General features: G+C 74.7%; 19 protein-coding genes. 10 read left to right on the top strand and 9 right to left on the bottom strand.

Features of this window, described 5'->3' with window-relative positions; translation table 11 throughout:
• Nucleotides 1-7 precede the first annotated feature (7 nt).
• A complete protein-coding gene (locus QSK45_RS17735) occupies nucleotides 8-2482 on the bottom strand; it encodes a hypothetical protein (protein ID WP_285557947.1) in 2475 nt (824 codons plus the stop codon).
• A 273-nt stretch (nucleotides 2483-2755) separates the two neighbouring features.
• Between QSK45_RS17735 and QSK45_RS17730 the strand changes: the two genes are divergently transcribed.
• Complete coding sequence (locus QSK45_RS17730) at nucleotides 2756-3634, top strand: DeoR/GlpR family DNA-binding transcription regulator (RefSeq protein ID WP_285557946.1); 879 nt, start codon at nucleotides 2756-2758, stop codon at nucleotides 3632-3634.
• 94 nt (nucleotides 3635-3728) lie between these two features.
• Complete coding sequence (locus QSK45_RS17725) at nucleotides 3729-4190, top strand: SRPBCC family protein (RefSeq protein WP_285557944.1); 462 nt, start codon at nucleotides 3729-3731, stop codon at nucleotides 4188-4190.
• A 533-nt stretch (nucleotides 4191-4723) separates the two neighbouring features.
• Here QSK45_RS17725 and QSK45_RS17720 read toward each other — a convergent pair.
• Nucleotides 4724-5491 (bottom strand): alpha/beta hydrolase family protein, encoded by a 768-nt coding sequence (locus QSK45_RS17720; protein WP_285557942.1) that lies wholly within the window; start codon nucleotides 5489-5491, stop codon nucleotides 4724-4726.
• Between the two features lie 243 nt (nucleotides 5492-5734).
• On the bottom strand, nucleotides 5735-6859 hold the full coding sequence (gene cds1, locus QSK45_RS17715) for an L-cysteine desulfhydrase Cds1 (RefSeq protein WP_285557940.1): 1125 nt from the start codon (nucleotides 6857-6859) through the stop codon (nucleotides 5735-5737).
• Between the two features lie 311 nt (nucleotides 6860-7170).
• On the opposite strand from cds1, the gene QSK45_RS17710 reads away from it, so the two are divergent.
• From QSK45_RS17710 to QSK45_RS17690, 5 genes are all read left to right on the top strand, one after another.
• Entirely contained in the window at nucleotides 7171-7494 is a 324-nt protein-coding gene (locus QSK45_RS17710) for a hypothetical protein (RefSeq protein ID WP_285557938.1), read from the top strand.
• Between the two features lie 676 nt (nucleotides 7495-8170).
• Nucleotides 8171-8773, top strand: a complete 603-nt coding sequence (locus QSK45_RS17705) for an ATP-binding protein (RefSeq protein ID WP_285557936.1) — start codon at nucleotides 8171-8173, stop codon at nucleotides 8771-8773.
• A 122-nt stretch (nucleotides 8774-8895) separates the two neighbouring features.
• The gene (locus tag QSK45_RS17700; RefSeq protein ID WP_285557934.1) at nucleotides 8896-9474 is read left to right on the top strand and encodes a TetR/AcrR family transcriptional regulator; all 579 of its coding nucleotides are present in this window, start codon (nucleotides 8896-8898) and stop codon (nucleotides 9472-9474) included.
• A 16-nt stretch (nucleotides 9475-9490) separates the two neighbouring features.
• On the top strand, nucleotides 9491-10069 hold the full coding sequence (locus QSK45_RS17695) for a DUF4865 family protein (RefSeq protein WP_285557933.1): 579 nt from the start codon (nucleotides 9491-9493) through the stop codon (nucleotides 10067-10069).
• A complete protein-coding gene (locus QSK45_RS17690; protein WP_285557931.1) occupies nucleotides 10066-10968 on the top strand; it encodes a phosphotriesterase family protein in 903 nt (300 codons plus the stop codon). Before QSK45_RS17695 ends, QSK45_RS17690 begins: the two co-directional genes overlap by 4 nt.
• Before the next feature lie 173 nt (nucleotides 10969-11141).
• Here the strand turns inward: QSK45_RS17690 and QSK45_RS17685 are convergent, their stop codons facing one another.
• From QSK45_RS17685 to QSK45_RS17675, 3 genes are read right to left on the bottom strand one after another with little or no spacing between them, the layout of a single operon-like run.
• Entirely contained in the window at nucleotides 11142-12380 is a 1239-nt protein-coding gene (locus QSK45_RS17685; protein WP_285557929.1) for an ROK family protein, read from the bottom strand.
• A gap of 47 nt (nucleotides 12381-12427) precedes the next feature.
• Entirely contained in the window at nucleotides 12428-13150 is a 723-nt protein-coding gene (locus QSK45_RS17680; RefSeq protein ID WP_285557927.1) for an alpha-ketoglutarate-dependent dioxygenase AlkB family protein, read from the bottom strand.
• Between the two features lie 15 nt (nucleotides 13151-13165).
• Nucleotides 13166-14392: an MFS transporter gene (locus QSK45_RS17675; protein WP_285557925.1), complete on the bottom strand. Its 1227-nt coding sequence runs from the start codon at nucleotides 14390-14392 to the stop codon at nucleotides 13166-13168.
• 88 nt (nucleotides 14393-14480) lie between these two features.
• Here QSK45_RS17675 and QSK45_RS17670 point away from each other — a divergent pair, with 88 nt between their 5' ends.
• Nucleotides 14481-15509: an ArsR/SmtB family transcription factor gene (locus QSK45_RS17670; protein ID WP_285557922.1), complete on the top strand. Its 1029-nt coding sequence runs from the start codon at nucleotides 14481-14483 to the stop codon at nucleotides 15507-15509.
• Nucleotides 15510-15548: 39 nt separating this feature from the next.
• Nucleotides 15549-16697 (top strand): methyltransferase, encoded by a 1149-nt coding sequence (locus QSK45_RS17665; protein WP_285558287.1) that lies wholly within the window; start codon nucleotides 15549-15551, stop codon nucleotides 16695-16697.
• Nucleotides 16698-16823: 126 nt separating this feature from the next.
• Here QSK45_RS17665 and QSK45_RS17660 read toward each other — a convergent pair whose 3' ends face one another.
• Nucleotides 16824-17684, bottom strand: a complete 861-nt coding sequence (locus QSK45_RS17660) for a class II fructose-bisphosphate aldolase (RefSeq protein ID WP_285557921.1) — start codon at nucleotides 17682-17684, stop codon at nucleotides 16824-16826.
• A gap of 38 nt (nucleotides 17685-17722) precedes the next feature.
• Entirely contained in the window at nucleotides 17723-18682 is a 960-nt protein-coding gene (locus QSK45_RS17655) for an SIS domain-containing protein (protein ID WP_285557919.1), read from the bottom strand.
• Nucleotides 18683-18830: 148 nt separating this feature from the next.
• Here QSK45_RS17655 and QSK45_RS17650 point away from each other — a divergent pair, with 148 nt between their 5' ends.
• On the top strand, nucleotides 18831-19610 hold the full coding sequence (locus QSK45_RS17650; RefSeq protein ID WP_285557917.1) for a DeoR/GlpR family DNA-binding transcription regulator: 780 nt from the start codon (nucleotides 18831-18833) through the stop codon (nucleotides 19608-19610).
• A 17-nt stretch (nucleotides 19611-19627) separates the two neighbouring features.
• Here the strand turns inward: QSK45_RS17650 and QSK45_RS17645 are convergent, their stop codons facing one another.
• The gene (locus tag QSK45_RS17645; RefSeq protein ID WP_285557915.1) at nucleotides 19628-20023 is read right to left on the bottom strand and encodes a luciferase domain-containing protein; all 396 of its coding nucleotides are present in this window, start codon (nucleotides 20021-20023) and stop codon (nucleotides 19628-19630) included.
• Between the last annotated feature and the right edge of the window lie 84 nt (nucleotides 20024-20107).

Raw genomic sequence — 20107 nt, 5'->3', positions numbered from 1 at the left:
GTCGGCCTCAGGAGCGCCGTCCGGCCGGTGGTTCCTCGCGCGGGGCGGGGAGTTCCGGATGGAGGCGGGTCAGCAGGTGGGCCCGGACACGGGCGAAGACCGGGTCGGCCTGGTAGGCGGAGTGGCCGAGGATCGGTCCCGGCAGCGGGTGCTCGGTGGTGCGGCCGTAGGCGAGGGGGTCGCGCAGGGGCGGCTGGTCCACGGGCGGGTGGCCGTCGGCGGGCAGGCGCACCGGGCCGCCGATGGGGTCGGTCCGGCGGTAGAGGTTGCTCCAGCACGCGATGTCGCGGTGCAGCCCGGCGAGCGCCGCGGGCCCGAAGTGGGCCGGGAACCAGCGGCCGTACAGCCGCTCCAGCGGTGAGCCGTAGGTCAGCAGGGCGATCCGCCCCCGCGTGGACGGGCTCAGCTGCCAGGCCGCCGCGGCGGCGAGCACGCTGCCCTGGGAGTGGCCGGACAGCACCAGGCGGCCCCCGGTCGCCCCGGTCCACGTCGCGATCCGCCATGTCAGGTCGGGCACCGCGCGCTCGGCATAACACGGGGGCGCGAAGGGGTGCGCGGCGCGCGGCCAGAAGGTGCCGACGTCCCACAGGATGCCGACCGTCCTCCTGGCCCCGCGATCCCGGTAGGCGCGCCGCCCCCACGTGACGAACAGCAGGAACCCGAGCCCCACCAGCCAGGAGCCCAGCCCCTGGGAGACCGCGGCGGCGATCCGTACGGCGTCCACGGCGCCGCGCGCCGCCGCGTCCGGCGTCTTCCCGCTGATGAGGCCCCCGGCCAGCGCCCCGCCGCCGAGCACCAGGGTGGCGGCGGAGAGCACGATGAGGATGAGGGGCGCGCGATCGGTGAGCCCGGCCATGGCCCGGGTGTGGGCGATGGCGCGGGTGCGGGAGGGGTCCTCGGGCTCGCCGGGGTGCTCCCGGCGTACGCGGTCGCGTTCGGTGCGGGCGAGCCGCGCGGTGCCGGCGGCGAGCCGGGCCGCCAGGGCCAGCAGGACCGCGAGAAGCGGCGGGATCATGGACGCCTGCCAGGTCAACAGCACCGGCGGCCCGGCGAGTGTGGCACCGCTCCCGTCCAGCCACTCGGCGACCCGTTGGGCGACCCCGCCGGACATCACCCCGCCCAGGGCACAGGCGAGCAGCGTGGTGGCGGGTCCGCCGAGGCCGTGCATGCGGGTGCGGGGGGCGGGTGGCCGGTGGGGGTCGGATTCGTGGCGCTCCTCGTCCGGCACTCGGCGCTCCTCGACGCCGCGGCGCCGTTCGCGCGGCACCCGGTGGTCGGCCCCCCGGCGGTGCAGCCCCCACGCGACCGCCCCGAGCACCACCACCAGCGCGCCCTGCGCCAGCATCAGCCCTCCGAAGGCCGGGTCTCCGGGCAGTCGGCCGGCCGACCGCCAGCCGGGGCGGGACCAGGCGGTGTAGAGCACGGCGAGGAGCAGCAGGCCGAGCGCGCCGAGCGGGAGCAGCCGTACCAGGCGCCGGTCCAGCTCCTGGTCGAGACGGCGCTCGTCGCGGCCCCGGCGGCACACCACGGCCACCGCCGTACCCGCCACGGCCAGCAGCAGGACGGCCAGCAGCCAGCTGAGGGCGTCCAGTGCCGCGGGACCGCCGGGCCGGTGGTCGAAGCGGGCCGCCGGGGTGGCGAGGGCGGCGGCGACCGTCAGCAGGCCGGCGGCGGTGTGGGCGGCGCGCAGCCGGGCGACGAGTCGGCGCCCGTACCAGAAGCCGGGCCGGGACAGGGCACTGTCGTCAGCGTCCGGCCGGGGGTCCGCCTCGGAGTCCCGGTCCGCCTCCTGGACCAGCGGCCGGTGGGATTCGTACGCGCTCCACGTGCGGTGCGACAGATACCAGAGCAGCAGGACCAACGCGCCCGGCACCACCGCCGCGAGCGCGAGCCGTCGTCCTGGCTGGGCCCACCAGCCACCGGACGTGCCGAGCAGCTCGGCCCACCGTCGTACCCCGGGCCCCTCGGCCGCGTCCGGGGTGAGGAAGGCCAGCCAGAAATGGCGCTGGGCGCAGGCCGGTACGCCGGCGCACTGCCAGGCCACCAGGTCGAGGGCGACCTCGCACGCGGCGGCCACCAGCAGCACCGTGAGGGTGAGGGCGGCCAGCCGCACCAGGAGGCCGTAGAGCCGGACGGTGCGCGGCCGGACCGGGGCGGCGGGGCGCATCCAGTGGGCGAGGTTGACCACCATGAACGGCAGCAGCACCAGCCACAGGGCGCGGCCGGCGTCACCGGAGGTGAGGTTGCACCAGACGTACGCCTCCTGCACCGGCCCGCTGCGGGGCCCGCCGTCCGAAGCGTCCTCGGCCCGCCGGAAGAGGGCGGCCGTGTCGTCCCCGGCGACCCGGACGGTGCGCGCGTGCCCCAGCATCTCCTCCGGGGTCGTGCCCCCCACCCCGTGCACCAGTAACTCCAGATCGGCCGGCTCGGGCGCGCGGCCGCCGGTCTCCTGCTCCCTGGGGCGTTCCTCAGCGCGTTCCACGTTTCCCCCGTGACGCCGTGCGGGCTGTGTCCGTGCGCGCTTCAGGATGTCCGGTTCCGGGAAGCCGCACACCGCTCGTCACAGAATCTCCCCGACCGATGTGTCGGCGACCGCCCCGAGCGGTCCGCCCGCCTCGCGCCGGGCGGTGGCGCACCCGGTGCCCTGCCGTGAAAAGATGGGACGCCCGCGCACCTCCCGACCGACGAACCCACTGGTCGGAGGCGGGTGCGCCGGGTGACTCGAACGGTTGGCGGCGAAAGGACCGGAGCGTACGTGAGCGAGAATCAGCACCTCCTCGCGGAGCAGCGCCGCGCCCTGATCCTGGACGAGGTCCGACGCCGCGGGGGTGCCCGGGTCAACGAGCTGACCCGCAGACTCGGCGTCTCGGACATGACCGTGCGCCGCGACCTGGACGCGCTGGCCCGGCAGGGCGTGCTGGAGAAGGTGCACGGCGGCGCGGTCCCGGTGGTGGAGGCGAGCACCCATGAACCGGGCTTCGAGGCCAAGTCGGGCCTGGAGCTGTCGGCCAAGGAGGACATCGCACGGGCCGCCGCCGCCCTGGTCGCCCCCGGCGCCGCGATCGCCCTGTCCGGCGGTACGACGACCTACGCGCTCGCGCAGCACCTGCTGGAGGTGCCCGACCTGACCGTGGTGACGAACTCGGTGCGGGTCGCGGACGTCTTCCACGCGGCACAGCGCACCTCGGGCCAGCGGCAGGGCGCTCCCACGGTGGTGCTGACCGGCGGGGTGCGCACCCCCTCGGACTCGCTGGTGGGACCGGTGGCCGACCAGGCGATCGCCGCGCTCCACTTCGATCTGCTCTTCCTCGGCGTGCACGGCATATCGGTCGAGGCCGGCCTGTCCACGCCGAACCTGGCGGAGGCCGAGACCAACCGCCGCCTCGTGCACTCGGCGCGACGGGTGGTGGTCGTCGCCGACCACACCAAGTGGGGGACGGTGGGCCTCAGTTCGTTCGCCACGCTGGGGCAGGTGGACACCCTGGTGACCGACTCGGGCCTGCCGGAGGAGGCACGCGCGGAGATCTCCGAGCAGATGCGGCTGATCGTGGCCGGGGAGCAGGACACCGGGGACGCGGGTGTGGAGGAAGAGGAACCGGACGGTGACGTCGGCGCCGACGCCGAGGACGGCTGACACCGCGTCAACTACGCCGCCACCACGGCCCGTCCCGTACGGAGACGTGCAACGTCGCGGTGATGTACGGGACTTCACGAGGAGGTTTCCCGCCATGGCCCGGCGTCTGCGTCCGGTCGGACCGGACTTTCTCGAACGCGCGCCCGTGCGGCTGGTGTTCGGCCGGGACATCGCCGCCTCCCCGGACAAGGTCTTCCAGGCGCTCGCCGAGGACGTGGCCGACATGCCGCGGTGGTTCTCGGCCGTGGCCTCCGCCCGAGCCGGCCACGGCGGGCGGCATGTCCGGCTGCACGGCGGCATCCGCTTCGAGGAGACGGTCCTGGTCACCGAGAAGCCCGAGGTGTACACGTATCGCGTCGACGCGACGAACACCCCGGGTGCCCGCGCCCGGGTGGAGGAGTGCCGGCCGGCGCCGGCCGGCTCCGGGACCCGCCTCTGCACGACCTTCGCGCTCGACGGCACGGCCGCGTTCCGCCTGGGCTGCCGGCCGGCCGCGCCGGGCGTGGACATCGCCTTCGGCCGGGCGGTCGCGGCGCTGGACCGGTATCTGGCCTAGGGGCGTGGGCTGACGAGCGAGGTCCGCCCCGCGGCGGACCGCCGTCGTCACCCGTCGGCGTCCGTGCTCGCGCCGGGGTGCGGGCCGCCGACGGTCCCACCGGGTGGCGGCCACCGTCGTCGACGAGGTGCACGGGGTCGGCAGGTACGGCCCGCAGGAGGCCGGCGTCGCCGCCCGCGAGGTCATCGCCGACGGGTTCACCGTCGCGCCGCGCGCCGGAAGGAGGCCGGTGTGCGGCCGCCGGCCGTCCGCGCGCCCGACCGGGCGCGGTGGCCTGCGACGAGGCGTGCTCCTGACGGACGCGCCGCGCCCGCCTGCGCGGGCGCGGGATCAGGGCGCTCACCCCAGGGAGGTGCGAGCAGGCCGCGAACACGGGTAGCGGCAGGGACGGCGGCCGACCGCGAACACCAGGAGGGGCGGGCCCTGCCACCACCACGGCAGGACGCCCGTCGGCTACCCGCCGGGGCTCGGCGATCCGGCCCCCGGGCCGCGGCGGCGGCGCCCGATCGGCAGACCGGACGCCGCCGCTCGTCTCAGGCGGCCGGTGAGGTGACCGCCCGGCCAAGGTGCCGGGCGAAGAAGTGGACCGCGCTGTCGGCCTCGAACCGGGGCAGTTCGAGGTGCTTGCCCGCGTTGGCGTGCAGCGTCTTCTCCTTCGAGGCGAAGGCGTCGAACAGCGCGAGACCGGCCTCGCGCGGGACGCGCTCGTCGTCCCACTGCATGTCGAACTCGACCGGGACGGTGATCTGCCTCGCCTTCTCGAGCAGGACATCGGGCCAGGTGGAAACGAAGACCGCGGCCCTGATCCGGGGCTCGGTCGCCACCAGCGGCACCCCGATCGCGGTGCCCAGGCCGATGCCGAGGTAACCCACGGGGCCATCGGCGCCGATCTCCGGAAGTTCCCGGAGGGCGTCCAGGGCCGCCCGCCACTCGGGCACGGCGAGTTCCGCCAGGCGGGCGTTGTAGCGGACGACGATCGGGCCCTCCGGCTCGCCCGCCGCCTGCGCCTTGCGCAGCTCGGCGACCTCCTGCTCGTCGTACGCGGTACGTGGCCGGTCGCCGTGACCGGGGGCGTCGATGACGGCGACGTGGAAGCCGCAGCCGGTCACGAGGCGCTGCGCCCGGCCCGCCATCGCCGGATGCTTCTTGTGGTGGCCGCCGCCGTGGCCCATCAGGACCAGGGGGGCGCGCCCGGCGCCGGAGGCCGGCGACCAGAGAACTCCGGGGACGTCGCCCACGGTGAAGTCGCGTTCCACCATGCCGTTCGACGACGACTCGGCGGTGAACTGCGGAGTATGCACAGGTGTTGCCCTTCGGGAGTGCCTTGTTGTCGAGGCGCTCCCGGCGACACCTACGTCAATCGCCGGCCGTGACGGGAAGGGGGAGCACCCACGTCGATACAGCGTTCATGGGTCTCACCTCCTCGGGCGGTGTCACGGTCGACCGCAAGCTACCAGCCCGGTCGTCATGGCTCCAACCCTTTTCCCCCACCCCTGGCCACCCCGCCGTACGGGCCCTGGAAGGGGCGGCCCGGAGCGGGGCGTTCACTCGGACCACACCCCCGTGGCCAGCAGCGTCTCGATCGCCGCCGTGTACGGCGCGATGTCCAGGCCCTGCTGCGCGAGCCACGCGTCCGAGTAGTACTTGTCGAGGTACCGGTCGCCCGGGTCGCACAGCAGGGTGACGACGCTGCCGGTCCGGCCCTCGGCCACCATCTCGGAGACGATCTTCAGCGCGCTCCACAGCCCGGTCCCGGTGGAACCGCCCGCCCTGCGACCGATCACCCCCTCCAGCGCGCGGACGGCGGCGACGCTCGCCGCGTCCGGGACCTTCATCATCCGGTCGATCCCGCCGGGCACGAAGCTCGGCTCCATGCGCGGCCGGCCGATGCCCTCGATGCGGGAGCCGCAGTCGCAGGTGACGTCGGGGTCGCCGGTGGTCCAGCCCTCGAAGAAGCAGGAGTTGTCCGGGTCGGCGACGCAGATGCGGGTGTCGTACTGCATGTAGTGCACGTAGCGGGCGAGGGTCGCCGAGGTGCCGCCGGTGCCCGCCGTGGCCACGATCCACGTCGGCTCCGGGAACCGCTCCAACTCCATCTGGCGGAAGATGGACTCGGCGATGTTGTTGTTGCCGCGCCAGTCGGTGGCCCGCTCGGCGTAGGTGAACTGGTCCATGTAGTGGCCGCCGGTCTCCGCCGCGAGCCGGGCGGACTCCTCGTACATCTTCCTGGAGTCGTCCACGAAGTGGCACCGTCCGCCGTGGAACTCGATCAGGCGGCACTTCTCGGCGCTGGTCGTGCGGGGCATGACCGCGATGAAGGGCACGCCGATCAGCTTGGCGAAGTACGCCTCGGAGACGGCGGTGGAGCCGCTGGATGCCTCGATCACCGGGCGGCCGGGGCGGATCCAGCCGTTGCAGAGGCCGTACAGGAACAGCGAGCGGGCGAGCCGGTGCTTGAGGCTGCCGGTGGGGTGCGTCGACTCGTCCTTCAGGTAGAGGTCGATGCCCCAGTGGTCGGGCAGCGGGAAGCGCAGCAGATGGGTGTCGGCCGAGCGGTTGGCGTCGGCCTGGACCTTGCGGACGGCCTCCTTCAGCCACGCGCGGTAGGCGGGGTCGCTGCGGTCGACGTCGAGGGTGGCGCCGGTCCGGGTCCGGGGGGTGATGCTCACGTCGGGGCTCCTTACGCTCTGCGCCGACGGCGCCTGGAGCGGCCGGCACTTCGAGCATAGGCATCTTTCAGACCGCTTCCCACCTGCATAAACGCATCTTTGGGCGGCCCAAAGACACCCTGGGGCACGGGCGTATGGGACGGCGGGGCGTGCCGCCGCGTGTGCTCCGGGCCGCTGTCGTGCGCGCCCCCGCGCGCACTGGTGCTCCGTGCCGTGTCGCGGCAGACTGCACGCGTCGGGACGATGGTCCCGCACGCGAACGGGGGCGCACACCGGATCACGGGAACACGCGTACAAGGGGGCGGCGAGGGATGGCGGAGCCGGAGTTCACGGCCAAGGGCGTGCGGATCGGCAAACGCATGCGCTCGCTCACCCGGGCCGGACAGGTCCGGATCAGCGAGGGCAGGGTGGAACTTCTCAACAGTTACGGCAGCGAGATCGACAGCGCACCGGTGCAGGCGGTGCGCGCCTCCAAACCGTGGTTCGCGCCGGACGACAAGGCGCTGGCCGACATCAACGGCCAGCGGTACCTGCTGACCCTGGCCGACCAGGACCCCGCCCCGGGCGACCCCGGCACCCCGCCGGCCCGCCGCTTCATCGAAGCGGTCCGCCGGGCGGCGGGACGCGGCGACTGAGAGTGACCCGCGGGGGCCGGGCGACAGGGGGCGTCGACGCCGACGGGAGGGAGCCGGACGGCGGGATCGCCAAGGGCTCGACGGCGCGCGGCTCGACGATGCCGGGTCCAGCGGCGCGAGGTCCGGTTGCGCGAGACTCGGCCAGGCGGGCTCGACGGCGCGAGACTCGGCGGGGCCGGGCGTCGATGCGCACGGCGCGGCTGGTCGAGGCGTCGATACGCGGCGTCGGCGGCGCGTGCGTCCTCGTCCGGGGCGCGGGCGGCGCGGGGACTGCGCGCTCCGCCCGAACAGCGCGTGACGTCGACGCGGGGCACCCGGACGCCGCCCCCGGCAGCCCACGGCGCGGGGGCGACCGGGGACATCGCCGCACGGTGCACCGGGGCCGGCCGCCCGCGCCCGCCGGCGACCGGTCCCGCCCCCGCGCTTCCGGCCTCCCCCAGCCTCCTCACAGCCCGGCCCATGCACACAGCGTGTCCACGCATACACGGCGAGTTGCGACACGTCGCCCCCTGCGTCACGCTGGTCTCACGTCACTCTGGGTTTACCGGCGACAACGCTGCGAACCAGCCCGCCGGCCACGACAGCAGGCGGCAGCTTTCCCGAGGGGCCTGCTGGATCCGTTGTTCTCCGTGTTCCTCCGGTTCCCTTCCGGACCTCACATCGGGGAGTCGCAGCCGTGATCAGTCACCCAAGCAGGCACTGCACGGTGGAGCTGCAAGCCCTGCCGTCGCGGATCGGCCAGGTCCGCAGAATCGTATCTGCGCAATTGCGCTACTGGCATCTGGACCCGTTGATAGACCGGGCCGCGCTCGGTGTGACGGAGCTGCTCAGCAACGTCCACCGGCACGCGAGGCCCGACAAGTCGTGCACCGTCGAACTGGAGCTGCAACCGGACCGGCTCACCGTGTCGGTGCGCGACCACGACCCGCGGCTGCCGGTTCCGGCCGAGGACACGGACACGGACACGGCGGGCACGACGCCGCTCGCCACCTGCGGGCGGGGCCTCGCCATGGTCGCCGCCGTCAGCGAGAGCTGGGGCGCGCGGCCGGACGGCGACAACGGCAAGGTCGTATGGTTCACCCTGCCCGCGACGCCCGGCCATCCGGCCCGCACGCCCCGCCGCGTGCCGGAACACCGGCCGACACCCGCTCCGGTGATGGCGGGTGCCGTCAGCACGACACCCCCCGCCACCCCGCCTCGGGCGGCGGTCCCCGCGGCGGCCACCACGGCTCCGGGCGGACACGAACTGACCGCGAGCCACCCGGTCGGGGCGGGCTGACCGGACCGGCGGACAGGCGCACGGCACCGAGCGGGCGGACGTGCGGGGAGCGGTGACGACCGCCCGCCGCACGTCCCGACCCCGCCCCCTCCGCCCTCGCGGCCGCCTCTGTATCTACCAGTATGTACACTGCCCTCATGAGCACCCCCGAACGACTGATCGAGTCGACCCGCGACCTGCTCTGGGAACGCGGCTACGTGGGCACCAGCCCCAAGGCGATCCTGGAGCGCGCGGGCGCCGGCCAGGGCAGCATGTACCACCACTTCAAGGGCAAGCCGGACCTCGCCCTGACGGCGATCCGCCGGACCGCCGAACAGCTGCGGGCGGCGGCCGAGCGCTCGCTGGAGGGCCCCGGCACGCCGTACGAGCGCATCGAGGCGTATCTGCACCGCGAACGCGAGGTGCTGCGCGGCTGCCCGATCGGCCGGCTGACCATGGACCCGGACGTGATCGCCAGCGACGAGCTGCGCGCCCCGGTGGACGAGACCCTCGCCTGGATCCGTGAGCGGATCGCCGGCATCGTCGAAGAGGGCAAGAGCCAGGGGCAGTTCGCGCCGGAGCTGGACAGCGGGCAGATCGGCGCGACGGTGCTGGCGACCGTGCAGGGCGGTTACGTGCTCGCCCGCGCCGCCGGCTCCCCCGCCGCCTTCGACGCGGCCGTCGACGGTCTGCTCGCCCTGCTCGCGCCCCGGACCGCCTGAGGAGAGGGGCAACCTGATGCATGCCATGCAGTACGAGGTGACCCTCCCGGCGGACTACGACACGGACATCATCCGGGCCCGTGTCGACCGCGTCGGGCATCTGCTGGACGACTGGGACGGCCTCGGGATCAAGGCGTACCTGCTGCGGGAGCGCGGCGCGCAGGGCTCACCGGTCAACCAGTACGCGCCGTTCTACCTGTGGCACACCGTCGAGGGCATGAACCGCTTCCTGTGGGGCGGCGGTTTCCAGCGCCTGGCCGAGGACTTCGGGCGTCCGGCGGTGCGGCAGTGGACCGGGCTCGGCTACGCGGAGGGCGCCGGCACCCGGCCCGCGTTCGCCGTACGACGGCGGCAACCGGTGCCTGAGGGAGCCGACTTGGCGGCCCTCATGGCCGAAGCGGCCGGTGCGGCCGAGCGGTTGGCGGCCGAGGACGGTGCCGTGCTGGCGGCGACGGCCGCCGATCCGCACCACTGGGAGCTGGTCCACTTCTCGCTCTGGGAGCACGACACTCCCGAGGCCGAGGGCGACCTCTTCCGGGTGCTGCACCTGTCGGCCCCCGGCCGCGACCGGCTGCCGCGCGGGCGGCAGTGGTGATCCGTACCGTCCTCGGCGACATCCGCCCGCAGGAGCTGGGCGTGTGCGACGCGCACGACCACCTCTTCCTGCGCAGCAGGCGGCTGCCGGGCCAGGAGCTGGACGACGTCGCCGCCGCGCGGGCCGAGCTCGATGCCTTCCGGGCGGCGGGCGGTGCGGCCGTCGTGCAGTGGACGCCGCACGGCATGGGACGCCGGGCGGCGGACCTCGCGGGCCTGTCCCGGGCGACGGGCGTGCACCTGATCTGCGCGACGGGTCTGCACCAAGCCCCGCATGTGGCACCGGAGTTGCTCGCGGCGCTGCGTGGCCGGCTGGCCGAGCTGTTCGTCGCCGAGCTGACCGAGGGCATCGGCACGACCGGGGTGCGCGCCGGGCTGATCAAGGTCGCGGGCGGGTTCCACGCCCTCGACGCGCACGCCCGCTGGACCATGGCGGCGGCGGCCGAGGCCCACCACGCCACCGGGGCGCCCGTCGCCGTCCACCTGGAGCTGGGCACCGGCGCCCTCGACGTACTCGACCTGCTGTGCGGCGAGTTGGGCGTCCCCGGCGACCGGGTGATCCTCGGCCATCTGAACCGTTTCCCCGACCCGGTGACACACCGGCAGGCCGCCGCCTCCGGCTGCTGGCTCGCCTTCGACGGCCCCTCCCGGGCCCACCATCCCACCGACTGGCAGATGCCGGCGGCCGTACGCTCCCTCGCGGAGGACGGCTTCGCCGACCGGCTGCTCCTCGGCGGCGACACCGTGACGGCCGGGGCGCGCTCGGTCGACGGCGGCCCGGGAATGCCGTACCTGCTGCGGCGCGTACGGCCGCGCCTGGAAGCGGAGTTGGGCCCGGACCTGGTGGACCGGATCCTCACCGAGCATCCGGGACGGGCCTTCTCGATCGACGGGGCGTGAGAGGCGGGGCATCGCGGCGGTCACCGGCACGGCCGGTACGACGTCCCGGTACGCTCCGGCGCCCGGTGGCGGCCCGCGCCCCGGCCGGCCGACGGCGTCGGGTCCTCTGCGCCCGGTGGCCGGCGCGGCGGCGCAGCGTCGAGCGTGGCCACCCGTGTTCAGCCCGTCCGTGTTCAGCGCAGGGCGGCCAGCGGGTCGTCCAAGACCGGCTGCCAGGCCAGTTCGGCGGCGCCGACCAGGCTGTTGTGGTCGAGGGTGCACGGCAGGATCGGCACGCCGCCGCTCTGCCCCCACAGGCTGCGGTCGGCGACGACCGCGCGCAGCCGGCTCGGGTCGGCGTCCAGGAGGGTGCGGTGGAGACCGCCGAGGATGATGCGGTCGGGGTTGAGGATGTTGACGAGCCCGGCGAGTCCGAGTCCGAGCCGGTCGATCAGGGCCTCGACGGCCCTGCGGACGGCGATGTCCTCGTACCGGGTGCGCACCAGGTCGTCGGCCTGTTGGAGGAGCGACACCTCGGGGCCCGGCGCGCGGCCCGCCTCCACGAGCAGCGCCAGCGGGTCGGCCTCGACGTCCAGACAGCCCCGGCCGCCGCAGTGGCAGGGGCGGCCCTCCGGGTTGACGGTGAGGTGGCCGACCTCCAGGGCGAGGCCCGCGCTGCCGGTGTGCAGACGGCCGTCGAGGACCAGCGCGCCGCCGACGCCCCGGTGCCCGGTGGCCACGCACAGCAGATCGCGGGCGCCCCGGCCCGCGCCGTGCCGGTGTTCGGCGAGCGCCGCGAGGTTGACGTCGTTGCCGGCGAACGCGGGCCCCGGGATGCCCGCCGCCCGCACGCACTCCTCGAACAGACGGCGGACCGGCGCCCCCACGGGCCAGGCGAGGTGCAGGGGGTTGAGGGCGAGGCCGTCCGGTTCGGCGACGGCGGACGGCACGGCGAGCCCGGCGCCGACACAGCGTCGGCCGGTGGTGCGCAGCAGTTCCGCGCCCGCCTCGACCACCGAGCCGAGCACCTTCGCCGGGTCCGCGTCCACGGTCTCGCAGCCGGGCGCGGTGGCCACGATCCGCCCGCCGAGGCCGACCAGCGCGGCCCGGAAGCCGTCGGCGTGCACCTGCGCGGCGAGCGCCACCGGGCCCTCCTCGGCGACGTCGAGCCGGTGCGAGGGGCGGCCCTGGGAACCGGCCGCCGCGGCGGGGCGGGCGTCCACCCGGATCAGGCCGAGGGCCTCCAGCTCGGCGGCGACCGCGCCGGCCGTCGCCCGGGTGACGCCGAGTTCGGCGGTGAGCACGGCCCGGGTCGGCGCCCGCCCGGTGTGCACCAGCTCCAGCGCGGGCCCGAGCGCGCCACGCCCCCGTTCCAGCCGCGCCCTCGTGGTGGTCCTCTCCCCCGCCGCCCGGGGTTCCGCCTTGCCGCTCATGGGGGCGAGTCTCCCATGATCCGCACCGCTCGTGATCCGCGAAGCGGTCACAGCCCGCTCACCCGCAGCGTGATGTTCAGCCGGCCGGTCAGCCCCAGCCAGGGCGGTGCCGTGCCCGGGTGGACGCGGGGCACACCGTGGTAGGCGGCGCGGGAAGGGCCGCCGAACACGAACAGGTCGCCACTGCGCAGCTCCACGTCGGTGTACGGCCGGGTGCGGGTCCGGGTGTTGCCGAAGCGGAAGACGCACGTGTCGCCGAGGCTCAGCGAGACCACCGGGGCGTCGGCGCGCTCCTCGCTGTCGCGGTGCATCCCCATGTGCGCGGCGCCGTCGTAGAAGTTGATCAGCGCGATGTCGTACGGCGGTCCGGGCACGGCGTCCCGGCCGAGCGCCTCGGCCACGGCGCGCCCGGCCAGCTCGTCGAGCCACGCCGGGAAGGGCTTGACCGGGGCACCGTCGCCGTCGGAAGCCGTACGGGTGTACGCGTAGGGGTACTGGTGCGGCCCCGGACACTCGGGGTCGTCCCGTACGGACCGTCCGCACACGGGGCAGGCGGGTACGACGCCCCAGTGCAGGCCGAGGCAGAACTGGCGGGCGGTCATGGTGCCGCCGCCGGGGGTGCGGACGGTGCGCAGTCCGGCCGGCGGCAGCGACCAGGCCCGGCAGGCGGCGAGCAGTTCGCGCTGCCGCTCGTCGGACAGCCAGTCGGGGACGTGCACGGCGTCGGGCGCGATCCCCGCGCGCTCCCGGGGGAACAGTTCCGTGTCCACCTTCCCCATCCTGCCTCACGGGTCGGTCCGCCACCTGAGGATCCAGCCCGCGGTCAGCAGCGCCGCGCCGCCCGCCAGGGCGATGGCGCCGCCCGTTCCGATGCCTTCGGCCACCGACCCGAGGCAGACCGGGCCGACGCCTTGGAGCGTCATGTTGCCGGAGCCGAGCAGGCCGAAGGCCTGGCCCTGGCCGTCCCGCGGCAGGGCGTCCAGGAAGGGCCGTTGCAGACCGAGCCCGTAGGCGAAGCCGAAGCCGCAGAGCAGCAGCAGACCGCACGAGACGCCCACGCCGGGTTCGGCGGCGAAGCCGACCAGCGGCATTCCCATGAGCACGACCAGCGGGACCACCAGCCGCTCCCGGGTGGGGGGTCGCAGCAGCCGGCCCACCAGCAGGTCGCCGACGAGCATGCCGACCGGCAGGCAGCCCATCAGCACCGCGTACCAGCCGGGCGCGAAGCGGCGTCCGCCCGCGTAGGCGACGATCAGCCCCTCCGCGCCCGCCACGAACGCGGACGGCAGCCACTGGGCCAGCATCAGCCGTCGTACCGTACGGCCGCGCAGCAGCAGGCCGGCACCGCGCAGGCTGGCCCGGACGGTCCCGCCGTCGCCCCGAGCGCCGTCGGACGCTCCCGGCTGGAGCGGGGGGAGCCGGAGGCGGACGGCGAGCGCGCAGCCGAGGTAGACGGCGGCGCTCACCGCGAGCGCCCGGTGCGCGCCGAGTACCGCGACGGCGGCGCCGCCCAGCGCCAGGCCGAGCAACTGCGCGCCGGAGGAGCCGATGTTGTTCAGTGAGCGGCCCAGTACGTAGGCGTCGCCCTCCAGCCACTGCGCGACCAGCCGGCTCGACGCGCCGCCGAACAGCGGCGTGGCGAAGGCGATCAGGGCCACGACACCGAGGCTCGCCGCGATCGGCATGCGCACCAGGGCGAGCAGCGCGGCGGCGGCGCACTCCAGGGCGTAGCCGCCGGCGATGAGCGCGCGGGGCGGCAGCCGGTCGGCCAGGGAGCCGAGCAGCAGTGAGCCGAACAGCTGCGGGAGGAAGCTGATGCCGAAGGCCAGCGCGCTGAACAGCGCGGAGCCGGTGGCGGTGAAGACCAGCACCGAGAACGTGGTGATCCGCAGCGAGTCCGCGGTGACCGCGAGGGTGCGGGTCGTGAAGAGCAGCCGGAAGCGCGGCTCGGCCAGTACTTCCCGGTAGGTGGCGTGGTGGTCGCCCTGGACGGGTTCGGCGGTGGTGGTCACGCCGGACAGCCTCGGCGTGCGTCCCCAGGACCTCCAATGATTCGTCGCTGGACGAATCGAGGCGGACGCGGCGCGGTAGCGTGACGGGGTGCTCCGCTTCGAAGTCTGCGTCGAGGACCTGCTGCGCAGCCGGTTCGCACTGTCGCCCGCGATGGAACTCGCCACGCTGCTGCGCTCGCTCGCCGACCGGAACCGGCCGCTGCCGCGCTCGTGGGCCACCCGGCTGCGGCCGGCCTTCGAACGGCTTCGCCGCGAGACCGCGCTGGACGCCTTCCTCGCCCTGCACACGCCGCGGTCCGGCCCGGACTTCGTCGCCCCGCCCCCGCGCGGCCTCGGCCAGACCTGGGCGGACGACCTGGCCGCGATCCGGGCCACCCCGCTGGAGGCGGCCCGCCGCGAATTCCCCGCCGCCGAGACCGGCCCGGCCGCCCGTGATCCCCGCGTACGCGCGGTGCTGGACTCCGCGGACGCCGTCTCCCGGATCGCCGAGGCGATGGACCGCGCCTGGCAGGAACTGCTCGCCGCGGACTGGCCGCGGCTGCGGGCGATCTGTGAGCGCGATGTCGTGCACCGGGTGGGTGTGATCGGCGAACACGGCTGGGCCGCGGCCATCGAGAGCCTGCATCCGGGCATCGTCTGGCGCGCCGGCGGCATCGAGCTCGGCTTCTTCCCGGGCGGGACGGTCCGCCTCGTCGGGGACGGGCTCCTGTTGATCCCCTCGGTCTTCGTCGGCCCCTCCGTCGCCGCCCATCTGGAAGAGCCCTGGCCCAGGACCCTGGTCTATCCCGCCCGCGGCACCGCCGCCCTGTGGGACGAACAGGACCCCGTCCGCGAACCGGATGCGCTGACCGCCCTGGTCGGCCGGGCTCGGGCCCGGCTGCTGGTGGCGCTGGACGCCCCCGCCAGCACCAGCCACCTCGCCCGCAGCCTCGCCATGGCGCCGGGCGCGGTGGGCGACCATCTCGCCATCCTGCGCGGCGCGGGGCTGCTCGTGCGGGCCCGCTCGGGACGGTCGGTGCTCTACCGGCGCACCCCGCTCGGCGAGGCGCTGGTCGGCGGCTCGGGCTGCGGGTCCGGGTCGGCGCTCCCGCGGGGTCCCGGGCCGTACGGGCCCTGATCTGCGGTTCCGCTAGCCTGGAGCGCGATGAGCGACCGTATGACGACACCGTGGGGCGAGGTCGAGCTGTCCCGCTTCCCCGAGGACCCCCGCGACCGGCTGCGTGCCTGGGACGCCTCCGATGCCTACCTGCTGCACCATCTGGCTGCGGAGAAGGTGCCGCTGACCGGGGAGGTGGTGGTCCTCGGCGACCGCTGGGGCGCGCTGGTCACGGCGCTGGCGGAGCACCGGCCCGTCCAGATCACCGACTCGTTCCTCGGCCAGGAGGCGAGCCGCGCCAACCTGGCGCGGGCGGGTGTCGAACCCGGCGCGGTACCGCTGCTGACCACCCAGGACGAGCCGCCCGAGCGGGTGGACGTGCTGCTGGTGCGGGTGCCGAAGAGCCTGGCGCTGCTGGAGGACCAGTTGCTGCGGCTGGCGCCCGCCGTGCACCCGGGCACGGTGGTGATCGGCACCGGCATGGTGAAGGAGATCCACACCTCCACGCTGCGGCTCTTCGAGCGGATCCTCGGCCCGACCCGGACCTCGCCGGCCCGCCAGAAGTCCCGGCTGATCTTCTGCACCCCCGGCTCCGCGACGCAGCGGCCCGCGAGCCCGTGGCCGTACCGCTACGACCTCCCGGACGGCGTCGGCGCGATCTCCGGCCGCCCGGTCGTCAACCACGCGGGCGTCTTCTGCGCCGACCGGCTGGACATCGGCACCCGCTTCCTCCTCCAGCACCTGCCCGGACCGGGCCCGGCCCGCGTGGTGGACCTGGGCTGCGGCAACGGCGTGGTCGGCACGGCGGTGGCGCTCGCCGACCCGGCGGCCGAGGTGCTGTTCGTGGACGAGTCGTTCCAGGCGGTGGCCTCCGCGGAGGCCACCTACAAGGCCAACGGGGTACCCGGGCACGCCGAGTTCCGGGTCGGCGACGGGCTCGCCGGGGTGGCGGCGGACAGTGTGGACCTCGTCCTGAACAACCCGCCGTTCCACTCCCACCAGGCGACGACCGACGCGACCGCCCGGCGGATGTTCACCGGCGCGCGGCGCGCGTTGCGGCCGGGCGGCGAGCTGTGGGTGATCGGCAACCGGCACCTCGGCTACCACGTGACGCTGAAGCGGCTGTTCGGCAACTGCGCGCTCGTCGCCAGTGACCCGAAGTTCGTGCTGCTGAAGGCGGTCAAGAAGGGGGAGCGCGGGGGCGTGTGACGGCCGGTCGCGCTCACGGCGGCGAAGCCGCGGGCCCGCTCCCCCGGAAGTCGTCGCGGTTTCCCTCGGCCGCGAGGCCGACGTCGTCCCGGGAAGCCGCGCCGCCGGGCGGCCGCACCGCCCGGATCAGCCCCCCTCCGCGGTGAGGACGCCGATGACGCGTCGCACCTCCCGGGCCATCGCCTCCCTTCCCACACCGAGGTACGTGCGGGAGTCCACGGCCTCCGGGTGGGTGGCGAGGAACGCGCGGATCGCCCCGGTCATGGCGATGTTGAGGGCGGTCCCGACGTTGACCTTGGCGATGCCGCCCGCGACCGCCTCGACCAGGCCCTCGTCCGGTACTCCCGAGGAGCCGTGCAGCACCAGCGGGACGGGCAGCGCGGCGGACAGCCGTTTGAGCAGGGCGTGGTCGAGGGCGGCGGTGCGCGTGGTCATGGCGTGCGAGCTGCCGACGGCCACGGCCAGCGCGTCGACCCCGGTCCCGCCGACGAAGTCCCGCGCCTGCGCCGGGTCGGTGCGGGCGCCGGGCGCGTGGGCGTCCAGCGGGGGCCGTCCGTCCTTGCCACCGACTTCCCCCAGCTCCGCCTCGATGTAGAGACCTTGGGAGTGGGCCCAGTCGGCGGCCGCACGGGTCGCGGCGAGGTTGTCGGAGTACGGCAGCCGGGCCGCGTCGTACATCACCGAGCTGAACCCGGCGGCGGACGCCTGGCGCAGCAGGTCGTCGCTCTGCACATGGTCCAGGTGCAACGCGACGGGTACGGCGGCCCGTTCCGCGGCGGCGCCGGCCGCGCGGGCCAGCGGCAGCAGCCGCCCGTAGCGGAACCTGACCGCGTTCTCGCTGACTTGGAGGACGACGGGGGCGCCGGCCGCCTCGGCGCCGGCGATGACGGCCTCGACGTGTTCCAGCGTGACGACGTTGAACGCGGCGACGGCCGAGCGGGCTTCGACGGCGCGGGCGACCAGTTCGCCGGTGGGCGCGAGGGGCACTTCGGGTGTCCTTCCGGGGCGCGGTACGGCGGGAGCGGTCAGACGGCGTCGGAGGAGGTGACGGCGGTCTCGGCGGCCTCGCGGGGCTCGGGGACCTCGGCGGGGCCCGCGGGCCCCGCGGGGAGGATCACGGAGCGCGTGAGATGGCGCGGCCGGTCCGGGTCGAGTCCCCGCGCCGCGGCGACGGCGACCGCGAGCCGCTGGGCGCGGACGAGTTCGGCGAGCGGGTCGAGGCGGCCCGCGATCCACCGCCCCCCGGTGGCGCGGACCTGTTCGGCGAGTCCCCGGGGTGCCTCCCCGAACATCCAGGTGGCGGTGGACTCGGTGGTGATGCTGATCGGGCCGTGCCGGTACTCCATCGCCGGATAGGCCTCGGTCCAGGACAGGGACGCCTCACGCATCTTCAGCCCGGCCTCGTTGGCGAGGCCGACCGTCCAGCCGCGTCCCAGGAAGGTGAACTGGGTGCACTCGACCAGCCCTTTCGGCAGATCGGTGGTGAGCGCGGTGCGGCCGTCGGCGACGACGGAGTCCGTGTGCAGACCGAGGTGGGCGCGCAGGAGGGTGAGGGCGGTGGTGGCGAAGCGGGTCTGGACGACGGAGCGTTCGTCGGCGAAGTCCAGCACCACGACGTCGTCGGCGGCGGTCATCACGGGGGTGGCGGGGTCGGCGGTGACGGCGGTCGTCCGGGTCGCCTTGCCCCTCGACCGGCCCAGCAGTTCGAGGACTTCGGTGGTGGTGCCGGAGCGGGTGAGGGCGATCACCCGGTCGTACGAGCGTCCGTACGGGAACTCCGAGGCGGCGAACGCGTCGGTCTCGCCCAGTCCGGCGCCCTCGCGCAGCGCGGCCACCGCCTGCGCCATGAAGTACGAGGTCCCGCAGCCCACGACGGCGACCCGCTCCCCCGGCGCCGGCAGCGCCTCCCGGTGCCGCCCCGCCTCCTCGGCCGCCCGCGTCCAGCACTCGGGCTGGCTCTTCAGCTCGTCCTCGACATGGGTCATCCCGCACCCTCCCCTGGCCTCACTGATTGTTCCTGCAAGATATAGCGCGCTTTCGAGCACAATCAAGCAGTCTCGTAAAGGCGGGGGCGCACGCGGGGGGTGCGTTAGGGTCACCGCTCGGAGAACGCTCGGAGAACGGAGGCCGCGGATGTCCCGGGACGCCCGCTGGAAGGCGCTGCTGGAGCTGCTCGTGGAGCGCGGCCGGCTGGACGTCGAGGAGGCGGCGGCCGAGCTCGGGGTGTCGGCGGCGACGATCCGCCGGGACCTCGACCAGCTCGCCGAGCAGCAGATGCTGGTCCGCACCCGGGGCGGCGCGGTGGTGCACGGGGTGTCGTACGAACTCCCGCTGCGCTACAAGACGGCCCGCCGCGCCTCCGAGAAGCAGCGCATCGCCGCGGCGGTGGCCGATCTCGTGGCGCCGGGCGAGGCGGTGGGGCTGACCGGCGGTACGACCACCACGGAGGTGGCCCGCGCCCTCGCCGTCCGCGGCGACCTGGCCACCGGCTCCCCGGCACTGACCGTCGTCACCAACGCGCTGAACATCGCCAACGAGCTGGCCGTACGGCCGCAGTTCAAGATCGTGGTCACCGGCGGGGTGGCCCGCCCGCAGTCGTACGAGCTGATCGGTCCGCTCGCGGACGGGGTGCTCGGGCAGATCAGGCTGGACGTGGCGGTGCTCGGGGTGGTCGCCTTCGACGTGGTGCACGGCGCGGCGGCGCACGACGAGGCCGAGGCGGCGATCAACCGGCTGCTGTGCGAGCGCGCCGAACGGGTCGTGGTCGCCGCGGACTCCAGCAAGCTGGGCCGGCGGGCGTTCGCCCGGATCTGCCCCGCGCACCTGGTGGACACCCTGGTGACGGACACGGCGGTGGACCAGGACACGGTCCACCGTCTCGAGGAGGCCGGTCTCCGCGTCATCGCCGTATGACGCGGAGACCGGCCTCCTCAGAACGCCCCGAGATCCGCCTTCACGAATCCGGCGCCCCGTTGGTCGTTGCAGCCCATCAGGGGGCGGTCGACCGTGTCGGGCGGGAACTGCTGCGCCTGGAGCGCCGCACTGACCAGGGTCAGCAGCAGATCGACGTCGCTCGCGGCGTCGAGGCGCAGGGTCACCCACGGCGAGCCGGGCACGATCCTGATCACGCCGGAGCGCTTGAGATCCCGGGCGAACCGCCGGATCGCCCGGTCGGTCAGCCGCAGATCGACATCACGGTCCGAGTGGAAATGGACGATCTCACCCTTGGCGGAAACCACCGCCTGTCCCTGACCGCAGCTCGGCACGGCCTGTCTCAGGTCCGGCCAGGTCGCCAGTTGCGCGAGTGCGCGCGAGGCCAACGTCATGGGCCCATCATGACGCGCTCATCCCGCCGCAACCAGCGCGTGAGCAAGCATTAACCGACCTGTATCCACACCGGGTCGGCAGCC

The organism is Streptomyces hygroscopicus subsp. hygroscopicus (assembly GCF_030269125.1).
GTDB lineage: Bacteria > Actinomycetota > Actinomycetes > Streptomycetales > Streptomycetaceae > Streptomyces > Streptomyces hygroscopicus_C.
Note: the sequence above shows the minus strand (reverse complement) of the source record. Positions and strands in the feature narration are given on the sequence as shown.

Bases quoted from the DNA above. Each gene is read 5' to 3' on its own strand.
- QSK45_RS17725 (WP_285557944.1), top strand. From the start codon at position 3,729: ATGGCCCGGCGTCTGCGTCCGGTCGGACCGGACTTTCTCGAACGCGCG.
- QSK45_RS17710 (WP_285557938.1), top strand. From the start codon at position 7,171: ATGGCGGAGCCGGAGTTCACGGCCAAGGGCGTGCGGATCGGCAAACGC.
- QSK45_RS17700 (WP_285557934.1), top strand. From the start codon at position 8,896: ATGTACACTGCCCTCATGAGCACCCCCGAACGACTGATCGAGTCGACC.
- QSK45_RS17695 (WP_285557933.1), top strand. From the start codon at position 9,491: ATGCATGCCATGCAGTACGAGGTGACCCTCCCGGCGGACTACGACACG.
- QSK45_RS17685 (WP_285557929.1), bottom strand. From the start codon at position 12,380: ATGAGCGGCAAGGCGGAACCCCGGGCGGCGGGGGAGAGGACCACCACG.
- QSK45_RS17665 (WP_285558287.1), top strand. From the start codon at position 15,549: ATGACGACACCGTGGGGCGAGGTCGAGCTGTCCCGCTTCCCCGAGGAC.
- QSK45_RS17655 (WP_285557919.1), bottom strand. From the start codon at position 18,682: ATGACCCATGTCGAGGACGAGCTGAAGAGCCAGCCCGAGTGCTGGACG.
- QSK45_RS17650 (WP_285557917.1), top strand. From the start codon at position 18,831: ATGTCCCGGGACGCCCGCTGGAAGGCGCTGCTGGAGCTGCTCGTGGAG.
- QSK45_RS17645 (WP_285557915.1), bottom strand. From the start codon at position 20,023: ATGACGTTGGCCTCGCGCGCACTCGCGCAACTGGCGACCTGGCCGGAC.